Genomic DNA, 16,841 nt, shown 5'->3' with positions numbered 1-16,841 from the left:
CTTAACCCGCATTTCTAAGTCCCGCGGCCACCCCCAGGAGGGAGAGGAGAAGGGCTTTCCTCAAGGCTTCGTCCTCCCGGCCCCCAGGAGCACGGTAGCGGCGGAGAAGCTCCACCTGCACGAAGTTGATGGGGTCCACGTAGGGGTTGCGCAAGGCGATCTGCCTTTCCAGGGTCCTTTGGTTGTGCAGAAGAGGGGCTTGGAAAATGGCCTCCAGAAGGACCACGGTCTTCCGGTACTCCTGGGCAAGGCCGTGGAAAAGGGGGTGCAGCCTTTCCGGCACCAGGCGCAGGTAAAGCTCCGCCACCCCCAGGTCCGCCTTGGCCAAGGCCATGGCCGCGCTCTCCAAGGTGGTGGCGAAGAAGGGCCACTCCCGGTACATGCGTCTGAGAAGGGCCAGCGGCAAGGCTTCCAAGGCCGTAAGCCCGTACCAGCCGGGCAGAAGCAGGCGCACCTGGGTCCAGGCCATCACCCAGGGAATGGCCCTGAGGTCGCGGATCTCCCGCACCCGGCCGTGACGGTACACGGGGCGGCTGGCGATGGGAAGTTCCCCGATCTCCCGAATGGGGGTAAAGGCCTCGAAAAAGGGAAAGAAACCCTCCTGGGCCAAGAGGGCGCGGTAGCGGCGCATGCTCTCCTCCCCCGCCTGCCACAGGGCCTCCCGCCACTCAGGCCTAGGCTCCACCCCCTCGCCCAGGGCCGCCTGGGCAAAGTGGAACAGAAGCTGCTCCAGGTGGCGCACGGCCAGTTCGGGGTGGCTGTACCGGTCCGCCAAGGCCTCCCCTTGCTCCGTGAGGCGGATGCGGTGCCCCACGCTCCTGGGAGGCAGGCTGGCGATGGCCCGGCCCGCAGGCCCCCCGCCCCGGGCGGTGGAGGTACCCCGGCCGTGGAAGAAGAAAACCGGCAGGCCGAGACCTTCCCCCACCTTAGCCAAGGCCTCCTGGGCCTCGTATAGGGCCAGGTTGGCAGCCAGGAAGCCGGCATCCTTGTTGGAGTCGGAGTAGCCGATCATCACCTCTACCCCACCCCGGCCCCGGGCATGGGCTAGGAAGACGGGGTTGGAGAGGAGACGGGCCAGCACCTGGGGGGCCCGCTGGAGGTCCTCGAGGGTCTCAAAAAGGGGGACCACGTCAAAGGGCAAGGCCGCGCCCGGCCGGTAAAGCCCCACCTCCCGGGCCAGGAGGAACACCGCCAGGATGTCCGCGGGATGGTGGGTCATGGATACCACATGGGCCCCCTTATCCCGCCAGGCCCGCATAGCCCCCAGGGCCACCCGCAAAGCCTCCCCCTCGGGCTCATGGCCCACGGGCAGAAGGGGACGGGCGCTTCTCAGCTCTTCGGTGAGGAGGGCCTCTTGCGCCTCTGGGGGCAAGGAGAGGAGATCCGGGTGGACCATCCCAACCCTCAGGAGTTCCGCCGCCGCCTCCAAAAGCTTCCCGGACTCCTCCCTGAGGTCCAAAGGAGCAAGCTCCAGGCCGAAGGCGAAAAGGCGGGCCTCGAGGGGACGGAGGAAGGAGGCGGCCACCTTTTCCAGACCCACAGAGGCCAGGCCCTCCTCCGCCACCCTCACAGCCCGCAAAAGCTCCTCCGTGCTGGCCTCCCCCTTCTCCAGACGGGCGTAGAGCCTGGCGAAGAACCGCCGGTAGGGCTCCCCGGGAAAGCGCTCCGTTCCCTCCCCTCCTTCCCGTACCCCCCTGGGCACGGGAACCTTGGTTTGGGAAAGGGAAAGGTCCCGCACCAGGTTTTCCAGCTCCGACAAAAACCGCTCCCGGGCCACCTGGCGGGCATACCGGGCGGCGAAGGCGGTCACCTCAGGGGTCACGAAGGGATTGCCATCCCGGTCTCCCCCGATCCAGCTCCTGAAGCGCACCGGGCTTTTCAGGCGGGGCCGCTTGCCGTAGAGTTTCTCCAGGGCCGCCTCGAGGCCCTCCACCACCCGGGGCACCGCCTGCCAAAGGGTGGTGGGCAGGTAGTAAAGCCCTCCCTTGATCTCGTCCTCCACCGTGGGCCGGGCCTTGCGCACCTCCTCGGTGGCATAAAGAAGGGCGACCCTGGCGGCCAGGCGGCCCAGATCCCCCGTTTCCAACTCCTCCTGCAACCTTTCCAGATGATGCCGCAGGGTGCGCCTGCGGGTCTCCGTGGGGTGAGCAGTAAAGGTGAGCCATAGCTCCAGGCGGTTCAGATGTGCCTCCGCTTCCTCCAGGGAAAGCCCCCTCTCCCTTAAGGCCTTGGCCAAGGCCAGGAAACCCTCAGGCCTCGGGTTCTCCTGGGTCTCCGCCTGCGCCCTAAGGCGGTTCACCCGCACCCGGTGCCTTTCCTCCGCTAGGTTCACCAGGTGGAAGTAGTGGGTGAAGGCCCGCACCAAGGCCTCGGCCTCCTCCAGGGAAAGCCCCTCCACCCGTTGCAAAAGGGTGGCCCGGGCTTCCTCATCCCCTTGCCGCCGGGATTTGGAAAGGAGGCGTACCTCCTCCACCAAAGCGAAAAACCGCTCCCCCGAGACCGCCCGGATAGCCTCCCCAAGAAGGCGCCCCAAAAGGTCCACCTCCGCCCGCAAAAGGTCAAAGGTATCCTCCCTGGCCGGCTTCAAGGCTCCTCCCACACGTAAGGGCCTATGGAAACCCCCTTGCCCCCCTCCATCACCAGCTCGGTGGCGTGGAAACGAGCCCTTCCCTGGGCAGCCCGGAAGGGTTGGGGCCTTCCGGTAAGGAAGCGGGCCAGGAAGGTCTCCACCTCTCCGCCGATGATGGAGGCGTAGGTGCCGGTCATGCCCACGTCGGTCTGGTACAGGGTGCCCCTCGGCAGGCGCATGGCATCCAAGGTGGGCACGTGGGTGTGGGTACCCAGCACCGCCGTAACCCGTCCATCCAGGTGGTGGGCCAGGGCCATCTTCTCGCTGGTGGCCTCGGCATGCACCTCCACCAGGATGTAATCCGCCCTCTCCTGGGCCAAAAGGGCATCCACGGTGCGGAAGGGATCGTCCAGGGGGTCCATGAAGATCCGGCCCATCACCTGTACAAAGAGGAGGCTCTCCCCACCCGCGCTAAGCCGCCACCACCCCCGCCCTGGGGTACCCGGAGGGTAGTTGAGGGCCCGCACCACCGGTTCCTTCTCCAAAAGGTCATAGACCTCCTTGTGGTCCCAAGCGTGGTTTCCCAGGGAAACCAGGTCCACCCCCGCCTCACGCAGGATGCGATAGGAACGGCGGTCCAGACCCTTGCCCTTGGCGGCGTTTTCCCCGTTGGCAATGACCAGGTCGTACCGGTCCCGGATGTCAGGCAGGTGGAGACTCACCGCCCTTAGGCCGGGTTCGGCCATCACGTCGCCGATGAAGAGAACCCGCATGGGGGCATTATACGCACCCCTGCGGGTCCTTTTGGGTTCAGCCTACCTTGATGTACGCATACCCCTTGGCCTGGAGTTCCCCTAAAGCCCCCACCCCGGAAGGTACCCACTTGAGGAACTCATCCGAACGAAGTTTGTCCTTAGGGATATTGTTCCGGCTAAAGGTGATCTCGCAGAGGTAGTATTCCACCCCCAGTAGGGCCAGCTGCTTCACCCGGCTGAACAGGGCCTCCCGGTCGTACTGAGCCGAGGCCCAAGGCGTTCCTTCCAGATCCTTCAGGAAAAACTGCACCCCAGCTCCATGGGCTACCACTACGATCTTGATCTTAAAGGGATCGTTATCGTACACAGACAGGTGGTTGCTGATGTTGGTCAGCATTTGTCCAAAGCGGTTGGGGTCCCCGAAGTCCAGGTGGTAAACCACCGCCACCGGGGTTTCCTTCTTGAAGTCCTTGTAGGCCACCCGCTCGTTGGCCCGGGCCCCCAGCAGGGAACCCGCTCCCAGAAAGGCCCCTATCCTCAGCAAAAACCTACGGTCCATTCTTCCTCCCCCCTCTTGGGGGGAAGCGTACACCCCCCACATCTCCTTCGTCAAGGGTATAGCCCACCAAGGGTAAGCCCAGCCGCTTGAAGGAGGCTGGGCTCGTATACCAGGTGGTTTCCGGACTTTCCTTAGTGCCGCTACCCTAGGCAGTCCGCTTCTGCAATAGGTAAACCACCCCGTAGCCGATGGCTGCCAGGATCAGCAAGGGGATAGCGAACCGCAAAAGCTCCCAGATTAGGCCGGAAAGGGCCAGAAGCACCCGGCCCAAGAAGGTGAAAACCCATCCCCCCACCCAGAGGGCCAAAAGTACCCCCACCACCACCAAGAGACCCAAAACCACCCACTCCAGGATGTTGCGCAGGCTCCGTTCCATGCCCTAAGCATACACTGGAAAGGTGGAGCGCTACCGGCTAGAGGAAGGCATCGTGGTGGGGAGGAGAGCCCTGCCCCAGGGAGACCTCCTCCTTCGGTTTCTCACCCCCAAGGGAAGCCTCGAGGCCGTGGCCCGTAAGGGGATGCGCCCTTCGGGGCGCTCGGGCAGGCTCTCCTTGTTCCACCACGTGCGCTTCCAACTCTACGCCAAGGGGGAAGGCCTTCCCACCCTCACCCAGGCAGAGCTCCTCGGAAGGCTCCACGGCCTGGAGGAGCCCCAGCGCTTCCTCATGGCCTCTTTTCTCGCGGAACTCTCCTACCGTCTGGCCTCCCCGGAGGCCGCCCCCAGGATCTACCCGGTCTTCATCTCCGGCCTAAGGGGCATCGCCAAGCATCCCAGGCCCCTCCTGCCCCTGGTATGGGCGGGATGGCGGGTGCTGAAGGCGGGGGGCCTGGGCCCAAACCTGCGGGGGTCTGGCCTGTACCTGAAGGCGGGGCGCCTCGAGGATCAGGGCCTCTACCTGGGGGAAAGGGGCGTGGAGGCCTTGCGGGCTATCCTGCACCTCCCAGGCAGCGAAGCCCTTCCCTACCTGGAAGAAGCCCCATTGGAAAGGTTATTCCTCGCCCTGAAACACCATGCGGAGGAGGCCCTAGGCCCCCTTAAGGCCACTTTAGTGGCCACAGGCCTATAGGGGTTTGATCTCCAGGATGGTGTAGACCTGGGCTCCCTTCTTGCCCCTAATCTCCACCACGTCCCCCACCTTTTTGCCCAGAAGCGCCTGGCCCAGGGGTGACTCGTCGGAGATCTTGCCGCTAAAGATATCCGCCTCGTGGCTGCCCACAATGGCCAAAGAGAGCCGTTCTCCAGACTCGGTTTCCAGCTCCACCTGGCAGCCCAAGGCCACCTGGTCGTAGGAGCCGTTCCCCTCCACCACCACCGCCCGGGACAAGAGGTCCTCCAACTGGGCGATGCGGGCCTCGTTCTGCCACATGGCCCGGCGCGCCTCGTCATAACCGGCGTTCTCCCTTAGATCCCCTTCCTCCAAGGCCTGTTCAAAGCCAGCGGAAATCTCCTGCCGCTTGGTGGTCTTCAGGTGATAGAGCTCCTCCTGAAGGCGCCTAAAGCCTTCTGGGGTGAGGTAAACCGGCTTCTTCATCCCTTCCCTCCAGGTAAAAAGGGCACCAGCCCATGGCCATGGGCTGGAGGTACCGCTATTCAGTATAGCAGGCGGGAAGGAAGCGCTCCACCAGGGGAAGGAGCTCCTTGGGGGCTTCTCCCACGGGCAGAAGCCCCACCCCGCTTCCCGCCAGGAGCAACACCCCCTTCACAGCCTCCCGCTCCCCTCCCCGGCGGCGCAAGGCAAGCCGGGGAGGCAAAGGTGGGGGCTCCGCCAAGGGAAGCTCCCACGGGTAAAACCGGGCCCGCTCCACCCTGAGGCCCAGCTCCCTGGCCGCCTCCGCCACCTTTTCCCGGGTAATGCCCTCGAGGCCCCCCTCCAGGAGGAACAGCACCCCCTCCCGGTAAAGAAGGGGGCTGGTACGGCTCCCATCCACCACGTACCCCTCGCCATCCTGCAGAAGCCCCTCAAAGGCCCCCTGCCCTTCCGCCTCCTTCTGGGCCAGGCGGTAGGGCAGGTAGTTCCCGGTCTTGAAGCGGTAAAGATCCGGATGCACCCGGTAAGGGGTAAGGAGAACCCGGACCCCCCCCTCGTACGCGGCCAGGGGGGGCGGGGAGTAGGGACGGGCCTCGGAAAGCCACACCCCTTCCCCCACGGTGAAGCGGAGACGAAAACAAGGCAGGTGGGCGAACTCCTTGGCCAGGGCCCTTAGGTCCTCCAAGAACACCCCATCCCCCGGGTAAGGAAGCCCTAGGGCCAAGGCGTGCCGGCGCAGGCGAAAGAGATGCGCCTCCAGCCAAAGGGCATGGCCCCTTTCCACCCGCAAGGTGGTGAAGACGCTCACCCCATGGTACAAAAAACCCTCGGGCAAGGGCTCGCGAAAGGGCTCCCCCTTAAGGAGCACCCGCCTCATGCCTCCTCCAAAAACCGCACCAGGAGCTCCATCCCCCACGGGGAAAGGATACTCTCGGGATGGAACTGCACGCCATAGGCCCGCCTCCCATCCCAAATGGCCATGGGCACCCCATCCCCCGTCCAGGCCAGGAGGCGCACCCCCCTCGGAAGGTTTCTCAGGGCCAGGGAGTGGTAGCGGGCAAAGGGGAGGGGGTTGGGCAGGCCAGCAAAGAGCCCTTCCCCGCTATGGAAGATGGGGTGGGCCTCCCCGTGGACCGGCCTTTCCTGGTAAAGCTCGGCCCCCAGGGCCACCCCCAGGGCCTGGTGGCCCAGGCAGACGCCGAGGAAGGGAATGCCCTCCTCCAGGGCCTTTCGGGTCCACTCCAACACCCTTCCCGCCGTAAAGGGATCTTTGGGCCCCGGCCCCACCACCAGGTGGCTGAAACCCTGGAGGCGCGGAGCCTCCTCCTGGTCCACCACCGCCACCTCCGCTCCCAGGGCCCGCAGGTAGTCCACCAGGTTGTAGCTGAAGGAATCGCGGTTTTCCAAGAAAAGCACCCGGGCCCCTACCCTCCTCGGAGGGGGTGGCGGGACCCAGGAGGCCGTGGGCTTGGGAGGCAGGGGTCTGACCCCGGGCCGGCCCCGGTCCAGGGCCAGAAGGAGGCTTTCCGCTTTGTGGAGGGTTTCCCGGTATTCCGCCTCTGCCTCCGAGGCGATGACAATCCCCGCTCCCGTAGAGAAGTACACCTCCTCCCCCACCCTCTGGAAGGAGCGGATGAGGATGTTGAAGTCCGCCCCCCGGCCCGACACGTACCCCAGGCTTCCCGTATAGGCCCCCCTCGGCACAGGCTCCAGCTCCCCAATGGCCTCCATCACCGTTCCCTTAGGGGCCCCGGTGATGGTGCCTCCTGGGAAGAGGCTGGCAAAGACCTGACCCAAGGAGGCCCGGGTGTAGCCCTCCACCTGGGAAACCAGGTGCATCACGTGGGCGTAGCGCTCCACCGTAAAGAGCTCTTGTACCCTCACCGTACCCGGCAGGGCCACCCGGGCCAGGTCGTTGCGCAAAAGGTCCACCAGCATGGCGTGCTCGGCCCGTTCCTTGGGGGAGGCAAGGAGGTCCTTTTCCAAAGCCAAATCTTCCGCCTCCGTCCGCCCCCTAGGCCGGGTTCCCGCAATGGGCCGGGCCAGGACCCGGGTGCCCACCTTTTTAAAGAGCCTCTCCGGGCTTCCCGAGACCACCGCCCAACCTTCCCCCTCCAAGAGCCCCATAAAGGGGGATGGGTTTAGGGAGCGGAGACGGGCGTAGAGGAGGAGGGGGTCCACATCCCCCAGGAGGCGGAACCGGTGGGAGAGGTTCACCTGGTAGACCACCCCGGCCCGGATCCTCTCCTGGACCGAGGCCACCCCCTCCAGGAAAGCCCCCTTGGGGAAGTCGGACACCAGGGGGTGGTGGGGTAAGGGAGAGGGGTTGTAGGGAAGGGGCCTGAGGGGGAAGGAAGGGGCTTCCACCAACCGCCCCTCGAGGAGGGCAAAGCCCTCGGGGTAATAGTGGAAAGCGGCCTCGGGAAGACCCGGAAGGGGCCCATGGGTGGCCAGGCCCAGATGCCGGGCAAACTCGTAGGCGAAAAACCCAATCCAGGCGGGAAAATGCCCCCTTCCCAGCCCCTTCTCCAGGTGGGCGAAGATGTCCAGGGCCTCCCCCACCCGCTTCCCGTCCAGGTAAAGCCGGCCCTCCCACACCTCGAGGCGGTGCTTAGGCCGCACTCCCAGGAGGGAAAGCCGGGAGAAAGGGGTCCTAACTCCCAAGGATTCCAGGAGAAAGGGCTTTAGCCCCAAGGCACGGGCAGCGTGGTAAAGGCCCAGCACGGAGCCAAGTATATCGGGAAGAATCAGGATTTCACGAGGAGGACAGGTATTCCGTAAGCAGCAAGAACGTACAGAGAACTCCCCTCTCCCCCAAAGCCTTTCCGTTGACTCCGCCTGGCTTATTTGGTATATATCTATTCAGGGGCCAACGATGGACGGGCACCGTTTTCTTCCAAGAACCGCGATACCTCCCCTAAACGTTGAAGCCACCCCTCTCCTAGACATTGTCTGGTTAGACAACCGCTTTCTGACCTTGGGATGGCACGGCCTGTGTCTGGAAAGCCCAGACGGTCTGAATTGGTATCCCAGGCCTGTGCCCTCTCCCATCACCCTGACCTCTTGCACCCAAGGAAGGGGAATTCAAGTAGCCGTTGGCGCCAAGGGCACCGTTCTCTTAGCCAAGGATGGCGAGGGCTTTCAACAGGTTCACCAAGGAAAGGACCAACGTGGGCTTTGGGGAGTTGCCTATGGCAAAGGGCGCTTTTTGGCCGTAGGAATGGCTGGCCTGGCCCTGACCTCCCAAGATGGTGCGTCATGGCATCCCTTGGACCTGGGGATAGAAGCCAACCTTTGGGGAGTCGCTTTTGCCCAGGACCGTTTCGTAGTCGTAGGAGATCATACCTTCTTGGTCTCCCAGGACGGGATTCACTTTGAGTCAGGGTCCCTCCCTGGCATCCTCAACGCGGTAGCCTTTGCCGATGGGTTATGGGTAGCTGTAGGCTGGGGAGGTCTCATCCTTACCTCCCGGGACGGGAGAGAGTGGAACCGACAGTCCTCAGGTGTCTGGAAGGGGCTCTTTGGGGTTACCTGGGGAAAGGGGCGATGGGTGGTGGTGGGCGAACACGGCACCGTACTCACCTCACCGGATGGGATCCGCTGGCAACCCGGGCATCTCGACGGCATGCCCTTCCTCACCGGGGTAGCTTGGAATGGAACCCAGTTCATCGCTTCGGGGTGGGGCCTTGCCCTATATGCCTCCTCCGATGGCATCCTTTGGCAACCCGTGTATCAAGGTACGGGGCAACAACTTTTGGACGTGGGATACGGCGATAAAAGCTTCGTAGCGGTGGGATACGAGGGGTGGAAGGGAATAATCCTAGCCTCTCTCAACGGGTCGAGATGGCGCCTCCTAGCCCGCGTGCCAGGATGGCTCACGGGTGTGACCTGGGGCCGGGATCGTTTCGTGGCGGTGGGGGAAAAGGGCCTAATTCTGGTTTCCCGGGATGGTTACCATTGGGAAGTGGCTCCCACCCCCTTCTCCCAATGGCTTTACGGGGTTGCATTTGGCAAAGACCGTTTTGTGGCAGTGGGAGAAGCCCTCCTCCTTTCCCGAGATGGTCTTGAGTGGCAACCCTTGCCGGTACCTGGAGGAAAAACCCTTCTAGGTGTGGCCTACGGCAACGGAACCTTTGTGGCAGCGGGAGAAAAGGGCACCCTCCTGGCGTCCCATGATGGGCGAACTTGGGAGGAAATACTTGGAGATGGCTCTTTCTGGTTCAAAGGCGTGGTGTATGCCCGGGACCGCTTCGTGGTAACCGGCTACGGACAGGTTCTGGTTTCCAAAAGGGGTTGGGACTGGGAGGAGGCCAACACCAGGCACCTACCCAAGTACCTTCCTAGCATTACCTTCGGCCAGGAACGCTTTGCCTTGGTGGGACACGCCCGACCCGGCGAGGGCCTAGTCGCCTTCTCCCCAGACGGCTTCACCTGGGAAGAGTACCTTTGGCTCGGGATGGAGCCCGAAGCCATTACCTTTGGCAATGGGTTGTTTGTGATCGCGGGGAATTGCGGAACCCTTCTCACCTTCAGTCCACGTTGAAATACCGCGCCTCGGGGTGATGGACCACGAGGGCGCTGGTGCTGTGCTCGGGGTCCAGCTGGAAGTTCTCCGTGAGGCGTACCCCAACCCTGCCGAAGCCCATGAGCCGGTCCAGCTTGGCCTGGTCCGCCAAATCCGGGCAAGCGGGGTAGCCAAAGGAGTAGCGGGCTCCTTGGTACCCCTGCTGGAAGAGCCTGCGGATCTCGGTGGCGTCCTTCCCGGCAATACCCCACATCTGGCGCATCCTCTTGTGCCAGTACTCCGCCAAAGCCTCGGTCATCTCCACGCTGAAGCCGTGCACGAAGAGGTAATCCTGGTAAGCCCCGGCCTGGAAAAGCGCCTTCGCCTTCCGGGCAGGCTCCTCCCCCATGGTTACGAGCTGCACCCCCAGAACATCCCTGGCCCCTGCCCCATAGGCGGGGAGCCACTCCGCCTCATCCGCCAAAGGGGGGGCGAAGCGGGGGCGGAAGTAGTCCACCAGGCTAAGGCCCCCGCCCTTCTGCCGGGGAAAGGCGAAGCGCTCCAGCACCTGGCCGGTTTCCGGGGAGAACACCAGAACCTCCTCCCCTTCCCGGGCCACAGGGAAGAAACCGTAGAGAACCTTGGGCCTAAGCCACCCCTCCTCCTTGGCTTCCCGAAGAAGCCTTCGGAAAACGGGCTCCGCCTCCCGTTCCACCAGGGCCTGCCACTCCTCCCGGGTGAGGCCCTTACGGCTATACCCCCACTGGCCGCGGAAAAGGGCCAGCTTGTTCACATAGTGGGCGATGGTGGCCAGGTCCAGGTTCTCCTCCACCCGCACCCCAAAGAAGGGGGGGCGGGGAACGAAAGGGGCCTCCCCCACAGGCTTGGCCCTGGGTACCGCCCTGGGAGCCTCCACCTTGGGCTTTGGAGCTTGCTGCTTCACCAAGGTGGCCTCCCCGCCGGTGAGGGCCTCCATGAGCCTAAGGCCTTCAAAGGCGTCCTCCGCGTAGTAGACGTTGGGATAGATGGCCTTTAGCTCCTCCACGTAGGAGCGGGTGAGGGCCGCCCCCCCCAGGATCACCGGCAGGGTATACCCCCTATCCCGCATGTACTCCAGGTTCTCCTTCATGACCACGGTGCTTTTGACCAGGAGTCCGGACATCCCCACCGCATGGGGCTTGTGCTCCTCCAGCGCCTTCAGGATCTCCTCAATGGGGACCTTGATGCCCAGGTTGATCACCTGGTAGCCGTTGTTGGTGAGGATGATATCCACCAGGTTCTTGCCGATGTCGTGAACATCCCCCTTCACCGTGGCCAGCACCATCTTGCCCCGGCCCTCGCCCCGGCGTTCCATGTGGGGCTCGAGGTGGGCCACCGCCCGCTTCATCACCTCCGCGGCCTGGAGCACGAAGGGGAGCTGCATCTTCCCCGCCCCAAAGAGCTCCCCCACCTCCTTCATGCCCGAAAGGAGGGGGCCATTGATGAGGTCCAGGGGTTTATGCCCCTGCCGCAAGGCCTCGTCCAGGTCCGCCTCGAGGCCCCCCTTCCTTCCCTCCACCACCCGGCGCTTCAACCTCTCCAGCAGGGGAAGGGCCTGGAAGGCATCCTCCTTGAGGGCAGGGTCCTCCCGGTGGGTCTCGAAGTAGCCCATGAAGGCCAGGAGGGGGTCAAACCCCTCCCGCCTCCGGTCATGGATCAGGTCCAGGGCCAGGGCATAGGCCTCCTCGGGAATCTGGCTGATGGGGAGGATCTTTCCCGCATCCACGATGGCGGCGGTGAGGCCCCTTTTTCGGGCTTCGTCCAGGAATACCGAGTTAAGGACCCGCCTGGCCCTGGGCTTAAGGCCGAAGGAGACGTTGGATACCCCCAGGATGAATCCCACCCCAGGAAGCCTCTCCCGTAACTCCTCCATGGCCAAAAGGGTTTCCTTGGCCAAAGGCCGGCTTTCCTCGTCCCCTTGGGTGATGGGGAAGGTGAGGAGGTCAAAGAGGAGGTCCTCCGGGCGGAAGCCGTGGTGCTCGGTAAGGCGCTCGTACATGCGCAAGGCCACCCGCACCTTCTCCTCTCGGGTTTTGGCCATACCCTTCTCGTCTATGGTGAGGACCACCAAGGCCGCACCATGGGCCTTGGCCAGGGAGGCCACCCGGTCAAACTTCTCTAGGCCATCCTCGAGGTTGGCGGAGTTCAAGAGGACCCGGCCCGGAAGGTGCTTGAGGGCCAACTCCATGGCCTCGGGAGAGGTGGAGTCCACCATGAAGGGCACGGTGACCGCGGGGGCCAAATGGGGGAGGAGCCAGGCCAGGTCCCCTAGCTCATCCCTTCCCGTCCAGGCCACCGAGAGGTCCAGGGCGTGGGCTCCCTCCTCCACCTGCTCCCGGGCGAGGGCCAGGATACCCTCGAGGTCCCGGGCAAAAAGCATCTCCCTAAACCGCTTGCTCCCCGTGGCGTTTAAACGCTCCCCCACCAGGAAAACGCTGGCCTCCTGGCGCAGGGGAACCGCCTGGTAAAGGGAGGCCACCTGGGGGGGGAAGGTCTCCTTGCGCTTGGGGGCAGGCTTCCCCTTCACCACCTCCGCCACCTTGCGGATATGCTCGGGCCCCGTGCCGCAACACCCCCCCACCGCGTTCACCCCGTACTCGGTGACGAACTTGAGGTGCCACTGGGCCAGCTCCTCCGGGGTGAGGTCGTAGACCACCTTTCCCCCCTCGTTCCGGGGCAAGCCGGCGTTGGGCAGACAGCTCACGAAGCGGGTGGCGTTCTCCGCAAAATAGCGGATCTTGGAGTCCATGAGGTCAGGGCCCGTGGCGCAGTTCATGCCCACCACATCGATGGGCAGGCTCTCCAAGGCCGCCAGGGCCGCCTGCTCGTCCGTGCCCACCAGCATGGTGCCCGTGGCTTCCATGGTCACCTGTACCTGCAAGGGCACCTCCCTGCCCACCTCGGCCATGGCCTCCCGGGCCGCCAGGACCGCACAGCGCACCTGCAAGATGTCCTGGGCGGTTTCCAGAAGGATCAAGTCCACCCCACCCCTAAGCAACCCCCGCACGGCCTCCTTGTAGGCGGCAAAGAGTTCATCCCAGGAGATCTGCCCCAGGGAGATGAGCTTGGTGCCCGGCCCCAAGGCCCCCGCCACGAAGGCCCCGTAGGGATCGGCCACCTCCTTGGCTATCCTGGCCCCCAGGTAGGCCAGCTCCTCCGCCTTCTCGGCCAGACCGTACTCGGCCAGCACATGGCGCAGGGCACCGAAGGTGTTGGTCTCGATCACCTCCGCCCCGGCCTCGAGGTAAGCCCGGTGGATCTCCCGGATGACCTCGGGACGGGTTAGGTTCAGCACCTCCGGGCAACCAAAGTACGCTTCCCCGCCGTAGTCCTCCGGGGTGAGGTCCCTTTTTTGCAGCTCAGTGCCCATGGCCCCGTCAAAGACCAGGGGTCTCTGCAAGAGGGCCTTGAGGTAAGGGAACTTCTCTGCCCGGGCCTCCTTGTTGTAACCCAGCCGCACCAAGGGGGCATCCCCAAACCCCGCCCCTCCCAGGTGGTGGCGGCAACCAGGGCTGCAGGTGTGGACCTCCACCATATCCCGCTAGTGTAGCGAAAAAGGGCGGGCTATGCTAGGCCCATGGACCCCTTCGGCATCCTCTACACGGACCTTTACCAGCTCACCATGGGCCAGGTTTACTTTAGGCTCGGCCTTCACGAAAAAGAGGCTCTCTTTGAAGCCTTCTACCGCAAGAACCCCGACTACGGGGCTCACCAGGCGGGGTACACCGTCTTCGCCGGGCTAGATCCCCTTCTCACCTGGATGGAGGAAGCCCGCTTTGGCGAGGAGGAGCTCACCGCCCTCAGCGCCTTGAAGGGCCGGAGCGGAAAACCCCTTTTCGCGGAGGACTACCTGCGCTACCTAAGGGGAATAGGGGGTTTCCAGGGCCTCATCCTTAGGGCCCTTCCCGAGGGCCGGGTTGCCCACCCCCAGGTGCCCCTCATCAGCGTGGAAGGCCCCCTCCTGCAAGCCCAGCTCCTGGAGACCGCCCTCTTAAACCGCATCAACTACGAGACCCTCATCGCCACCAAGGCGAGCCGGGTAAGGGAAGCGGCGGGCGAAGCAGCAGTGCTGGAGTTCGGCCTCCGCCGCGCCCCCGCCAAGGGAGGGGAGGCCGCCACCCGGGCAAGCCTCATCGGGGGGGCCAACCGCAGTAGCGCCGTGAGCCTTTCCCACCTCCTCGGGCTTCCCTCCTCAGGCACCCACGCCCACAGCATGGTCCAGGCCTTTTTGGCCCTGGGCCACTCCGAGGAGGAGGCCTTCCAGGCCTTTGCCGAGGTCTTCCCCGACGACACCATCCTCCTTTTGGACACCGTGGACACCTTGGGCTCGGGTCTTCCCAACGCCATCCGGGTCTTCGAGCGGTTGCGCCGCAAGGGGCACAAACCCGTGGGGGTGCGCATAGACTCCGGGGACCTGGCCTACCTGGCCATACAGGTGGCCAAGGAGCTGGATAAGGCAGGCTTCCCCGACACCCTCATCGTCCTTTCCGGGGACCTGGACGAGCTGGTCATCTGGCAGATCAAAAGCCAGATCCAGGAGGAGGCCCCCCGTTACGGGGTGGATCCGGACCGCCTCCTTAAGCGCCTGGTCTACGGGGTGGGGACCCGGATGGTGGTTTCCTGGGGCTATCCGGCCCTGGGAGGGGTCTACAAGCTGGTGGCCATTCGGGAAAACGGCACCTGGGCCCCAGCCATAAAGATCTCGGATTCCCTGGAAAAGGTGCTGAACCCAGGGCACAAAAAGGTCTACCGGGTATATGACCGCCGGGGCCTGGCCACCGCCGACCTTTTGACCACCCACGATGAGGAGGTACGGGAGGGTGAGGCCCTCTGCCTGCGCCACCCCACGGACCCCACCAAGCGCCGCACCCTCCGTCCTGGGGAGTTCACCCTCGAGCCCCTATTGGAGGAAGCCTACCGGGGAAAGCGCCTCTTCCCGCCCCTACCCCTGGAGGTGCTGCAGGAGAGGCGGCGAAGGGATGTGGAGCGCCTGGACCCCGGGGTGCGGCGCCTGGTGAACCCCCATATCTACCACGTGTCCCTCAGCGAACGGCTCTTCGCCTTGAAGGAGGAGCTGGTGGCCCGACTGGCCCAGGGATAACCGCCTAGGAAGCCTGGCGGAGTTTGGCCTCCTCGAGGGCCTTCAGGGGCTGGTCCAGGTGGGGAAGGTCGATCACCAGCTCCCGAATTCCGCTTCCCGGGGCTTCAAACATGAGGTCCACCATGGTCTTCTCCAGGATGGCCCTAAGGCCCCGGGCTCCCGTGCCCCGTTTGAGGGCCCGGCGGGCGATCTCCTTTAGGGCCGCCTGGGTAAAGCGCAGCTCGATCCCCTCCATGCGCATGAGTTCCTGGTACTGCCTCACCAAAGCGTTTTTCGGCTCGGTGAGGATACGCACCAGGTCGTCTTCCGTAAGGGGATGAAGCTGGACGATGAGGGGAGCCCTCCCCACGAACTCGGGGATCATGCCGAACTTCACCAGGTCCTCGGGAAGGATCTCCCAAGGCTCCTCCTTGGCCTTGGTGCGGGTGAAGCCGATGGTGGTGCGCTCGGTGCGGGCTTTGACGATGTTCTCCAACCCCTCAAAGGCCCCGCCCAGGATGAAGAGGATGTTCTTGGTGTTCACGGGAATGAACTCCTGGTGCGGGTGTTTGCGGCCTCCCTGAGGAGGCACGTTGGCGATGGTCCCCTCGATGATCTTCAAAAGGGCCTGCTGCACCCCTTCCCCGGAAACATCCCGGGTCAAGGAGGGGTTTTCCGACTTGCGGGCGATCTTGTCTATCTCGTCGATGTAGACGATGCCCATCTCCGCCCGCTCCACATCAAAGTCGGCGTTCTGCAGAAGGCGGAGGATGACGTTCTCCACGTCCTCCCCCACATACCCCGCCTCGGTCAGGGTGGTGGCGTCGGCGATGGCGAAGGGAACGTCCAAAAAGCGGGCCAGGGTTTCGGCCAGGAGGGTCTTGCCCGTACCCGTGGGCCCGATGAGGAGGATGTTGGCCTTGCCGATCTCCGCCTCGGGGTGAAGGAGGCGCTTGTAGTGGTTGTACACGGCCACGCTTAAAGCCCTCTTGGCCGCCTCCTGCCCCACCACGTACTGGTCCAGGTGGGCCTTGATCTCCTGGGGCTTGGGGAGGCGCGCTGGCCCCTTGGGCCCCCGCTTTTCCTGGCGCAAAAGCTCCTGGGCCCGCTCCACGCAGTCCTCGCAGATGTAGACCTCGGCGATGGGGCTTTCCAAAAGGCGCCCCGTTTCCGGAGGGCGCAGGCCGCAAAAGCTGCAGTAGGGTCTAGGCTTCCTCACGGGTCACCACCTGGTCGATCAAGCCGTACTCCAAGGCCTCCTGGGCGGAGAGGTAGTAGTCCCGGTCGGTATCCTTCTCCACCTTCTCCAGGGGCTGGCCGGTGTGCCGGGCCAGGATCTCGTTCAGAAGCTTTTTGGCCTTCAGGATCTCCTGGGCCTGGATGGCGATGTCGCTGGCCGTGCCCCGCACCCCGCCCCAGGGCTGGTGGATCATCACCTTGGAATGGGGTAGGGCGTAGCGCCGGCCCTTCTCCCCGGCGGCCAGGATCACCGCGGCCATGCTGGCCGCCATGCCGATCACGATGGTGGAAACCGGGGCCCGGACGAACTGCATGGTGTCGTAGATGGCCAGCCCGGCATCCACCTCGCCCCCGGGGGAGTTGATGTAGAGGCGGATCTCCTGATTGGGATTCTGGGCATCCAGGAAAAGTAGCTGGGCCACGATGATGTTGGCCACCTGGGAGTCTATGGGGGTGCCCAGGAAGATGATGCGATCCTTGAGAAGCCGGGAGTAGATGTCGTAGACCCGCTCGCCGCGGGCGGTCTGCTCTATGACGTAGGGTATGACCATACCAGTCCCCATTGTA

General features: G+C 64.3%; 13 protein-coding genes. 3 read left to right on the top strand and 10 right to left on the bottom strand.

Annotated features, from left to right (window positions below):
- Position 1: 1 nt before the first annotated feature.
- The 4 genes from L0C59_RS03765 to L0C59_RS03750 all read right to left on the bottom strand — a co-directional run bounded on the left by L0C59_RS03765 (position 2) and on the right by L0C59_RS03750 (position 4,259).
- Complete coding sequence (locus tag L0C59_RS03765; protein WP_243089882.1) at positions 2-2,587, bottom strand: phosphoenolpyruvate carboxylase; 2,586 nt, start codon at positions 2,585-2,587, stop codon at positions 2-4.
- Complete coding sequence (locus L0C59_RS03760) at positions 2,584-3,342, bottom strand: TIGR00282 family metallophosphoesterase (protein WP_243089881.1); 759 nt, start codon at positions 3,340-3,342, stop codon at positions 2,584-2,586. The genes L0C59_RS03765 and L0C59_RS03760 overlap by 4 nt, the downstream gene beginning before the upstream one ends.
- 37 nt (positions 3,343-3,379) lie before the next feature.
- On the bottom strand, positions 3,380-3,883 hold the full coding sequence (locus L0C59_RS03755; protein ID WP_243089880.1) for a DsrE family protein: 504 nt from the start codon (positions 3,881-3,883) through the stop codon (positions 3,380-3,382).
- A 145-nt stretch (positions 3,884-4,028) separates the two neighbouring features.
- Positions 4,029-4,259, bottom strand: a complete 231-nt coding sequence (locus L0C59_RS03750) for a hypothetical protein (protein ID WP_243089879.1) — start codon at positions 4,257-4,259, stop codon at positions 4,029-4,031.
- Between the two features lie 22 nt (positions 4,260-4,281).
- Here L0C59_RS03750 and recO point away from each other — a divergent pair, with 22 nt between their 5' ends.
- Entirely contained in the window at positions 4,282-4,950 is a 669-nt protein-coding gene (recO, locus tag L0C59_RS03745) for a DNA repair protein RecO (protein WP_243089878.1), read from the top strand.
- Here the strand turns inward: recO and greA are convergent.
- From greA to L0C59_RS03730, 3 genes are read right to left on the bottom strand one after another with little or no spacing between them, the layout of a single operon-like run.
- The gene (gene greA / locus L0C59_RS03740; RefSeq protein WP_243089877.1) at positions 4,945-5,415 is read right to left on the bottom strand and encodes a transcription elongation factor GreA; all 471 of its coding nucleotides are present in this window, start codon (positions 5,413-5,415) and stop codon (positions 4,945-4,947) included. The two genes, recO and greA, sit on opposite strands and share 6 nt — an antisense overlap.
- Positions 5,416-5,470: 55 nt before the next feature.
- Positions 5,471-6,289, bottom strand: coding sequence for an aminotransferase class IV (locus L0C59_RS03735; protein ID WP_243089876.1), 819 nt, complete (start codon positions 6,287-6,289; stop codon positions 5,471-5,473).
- Positions 6,286-8,136 (bottom strand): chorismate-binding protein, encoded by a 1,851-nt coding sequence (locus L0C59_RS03730; RefSeq protein WP_243089875.1) that lies wholly within the window; start codon positions 8,134-8,136, stop codon positions 6,286-6,288. Before L0C59_RS03730 ends, L0C59_RS03735 begins: the two co-directional genes overlap by 4 nt.
- Before the next feature lie 625 nt (positions 8,137-8,761).
- On the opposite strand from L0C59_RS03730, the gene L0C59_RS03725 reads away from it, so the two are divergent.
- On the top strand, positions 8,762-9,955 hold the full coding sequence (locus tag L0C59_RS03725) for a sialidase family protein (protein ID WP_243089874.1): 1,194 nt from the start codon (positions 8,762-8,764) through the stop codon (positions 9,953-9,955).
- On the opposite strand, the gene metH is transcribed toward L0C59_RS03725, so the two are convergent.
- A complete protein-coding gene (gene metH, locus L0C59_RS03720) occupies positions 9,942-13,490 on the bottom strand; it encodes a methionine synthase (RefSeq protein ID WP_243089873.1) in 3,549 nt (1,182 codons plus the stop codon). The two genes, L0C59_RS03725 and metH, sit on opposite strands and share 14 nt — an antisense overlap.
- A 42-nt stretch (positions 13,491-13,532) precedes the next feature.
- Here metH and L0C59_RS03715 point away from each other — a divergent pair, with 42 nt between their 5' ends.
- The gene (locus L0C59_RS03715) at positions 13,533-15,056 is read left to right on the top strand and encodes a nicotinate phosphoribosyltransferase (RefSeq protein ID WP_243089872.1); all 1,524 of its coding nucleotides are present in this window, start codon (positions 13,533-13,535) and stop codon (positions 15,054-15,056) included.
- A 4-nt stretch (positions 15,057-15,060) separates the two neighbouring features.
- On the opposite strand, the gene clpX is transcribed toward L0C59_RS03715, so the two are convergent.
- Positions 15,061-16,254: an ATP-dependent Clp protease ATP-binding subunit ClpX gene (gene clpX / locus L0C59_RS03710; protein ID WP_243089871.1), complete on the bottom strand. Its 1,194-nt coding sequence runs from the start codon at positions 16,252-16,254 to the stop codon at positions 15,061-15,063.
- Entirely contained in the window at positions 16,241-16,825 is a 585-nt protein-coding gene (gene clpP / locus L0C59_RS03705) for an ATP-dependent Clp endopeptidase proteolytic subunit ClpP (RefSeq protein WP_243089870.1), read from the bottom strand. Before clpP ends, clpX begins: the two co-directional genes overlap by 14 nt.
- Positions 16,826-16,841 lie beyond the last annotated feature (16 nt).

The sequence above is a fragment of the Thermus neutrinimicus genome, assembly GCF_022760955.1.
Classification (GTDB): Bacteria; Deinococcota; Deinococci; order Deinococcales; family Thermaceae; genus Thermus; species Thermus neutrinimicus.
The sequence above is the reverse complement of the archived record's forward strand: the minus strand, read 5'-3'. Positions and strand labels throughout refer to the sequence as shown.

Bases quoted from the DNA above. Each gene is read 5' to 3' on its own strand.
- L0C59_RS03760 (WP_243089881.1), bottom strand. From the start codon at position 3,342: ATGCGGGTTCTCTTCATCGGCGACGTGATGGCCGAACCCGGCCTAAGG.
- L0C59_RS03755 (WP_243089880.1), bottom strand. From the start codon at position 3,883: ATGGACCGTAGGTTTTTGCTGAGGATAGGGGCCTTTCTGGGAGCGGGT.
- L0C59_RS03750 (WP_243089879.1), bottom strand. From the start codon at position 4,259: ATGGAACGGAGCCTGCGCAACATCCTGGAGTGGGTGGTTTTGGGTCTC.
- greA (WP_243089877.1), bottom strand. From the start codon at position 5,415: ATGAAGAAGCCGGTTTACCTCACCCCAGAAGGCTTTAGGCGCCTTCAG.
- L0C59_RS03735 (WP_243089876.1), bottom strand. From the start codon at position 6,289: ATGAGGCGGGTGCTCCTTAAGGGGGAGCCCTTTCGCGAGCCCTTGCCC.
- metH (WP_243089873.1), bottom strand. From the start codon at position 13,490: ATGGTGGAGGTCCACACCTGCAGCCCTGGTTGCCGCCACCACCTGGGA.
- L0C59_RS03715 (WP_243089872.1), top strand. From the start codon at position 13,533: ATGGACCCCTTCGGCATCCTCTACACGGACCTTTACCAGCTCACCATG.
- clpP (WP_243089870.1), bottom strand. From the start codon at position 16,825: ATGGTCATACCCTACGTCATAGAGCAGACCGCCCGCGGCGAGCGGGTC.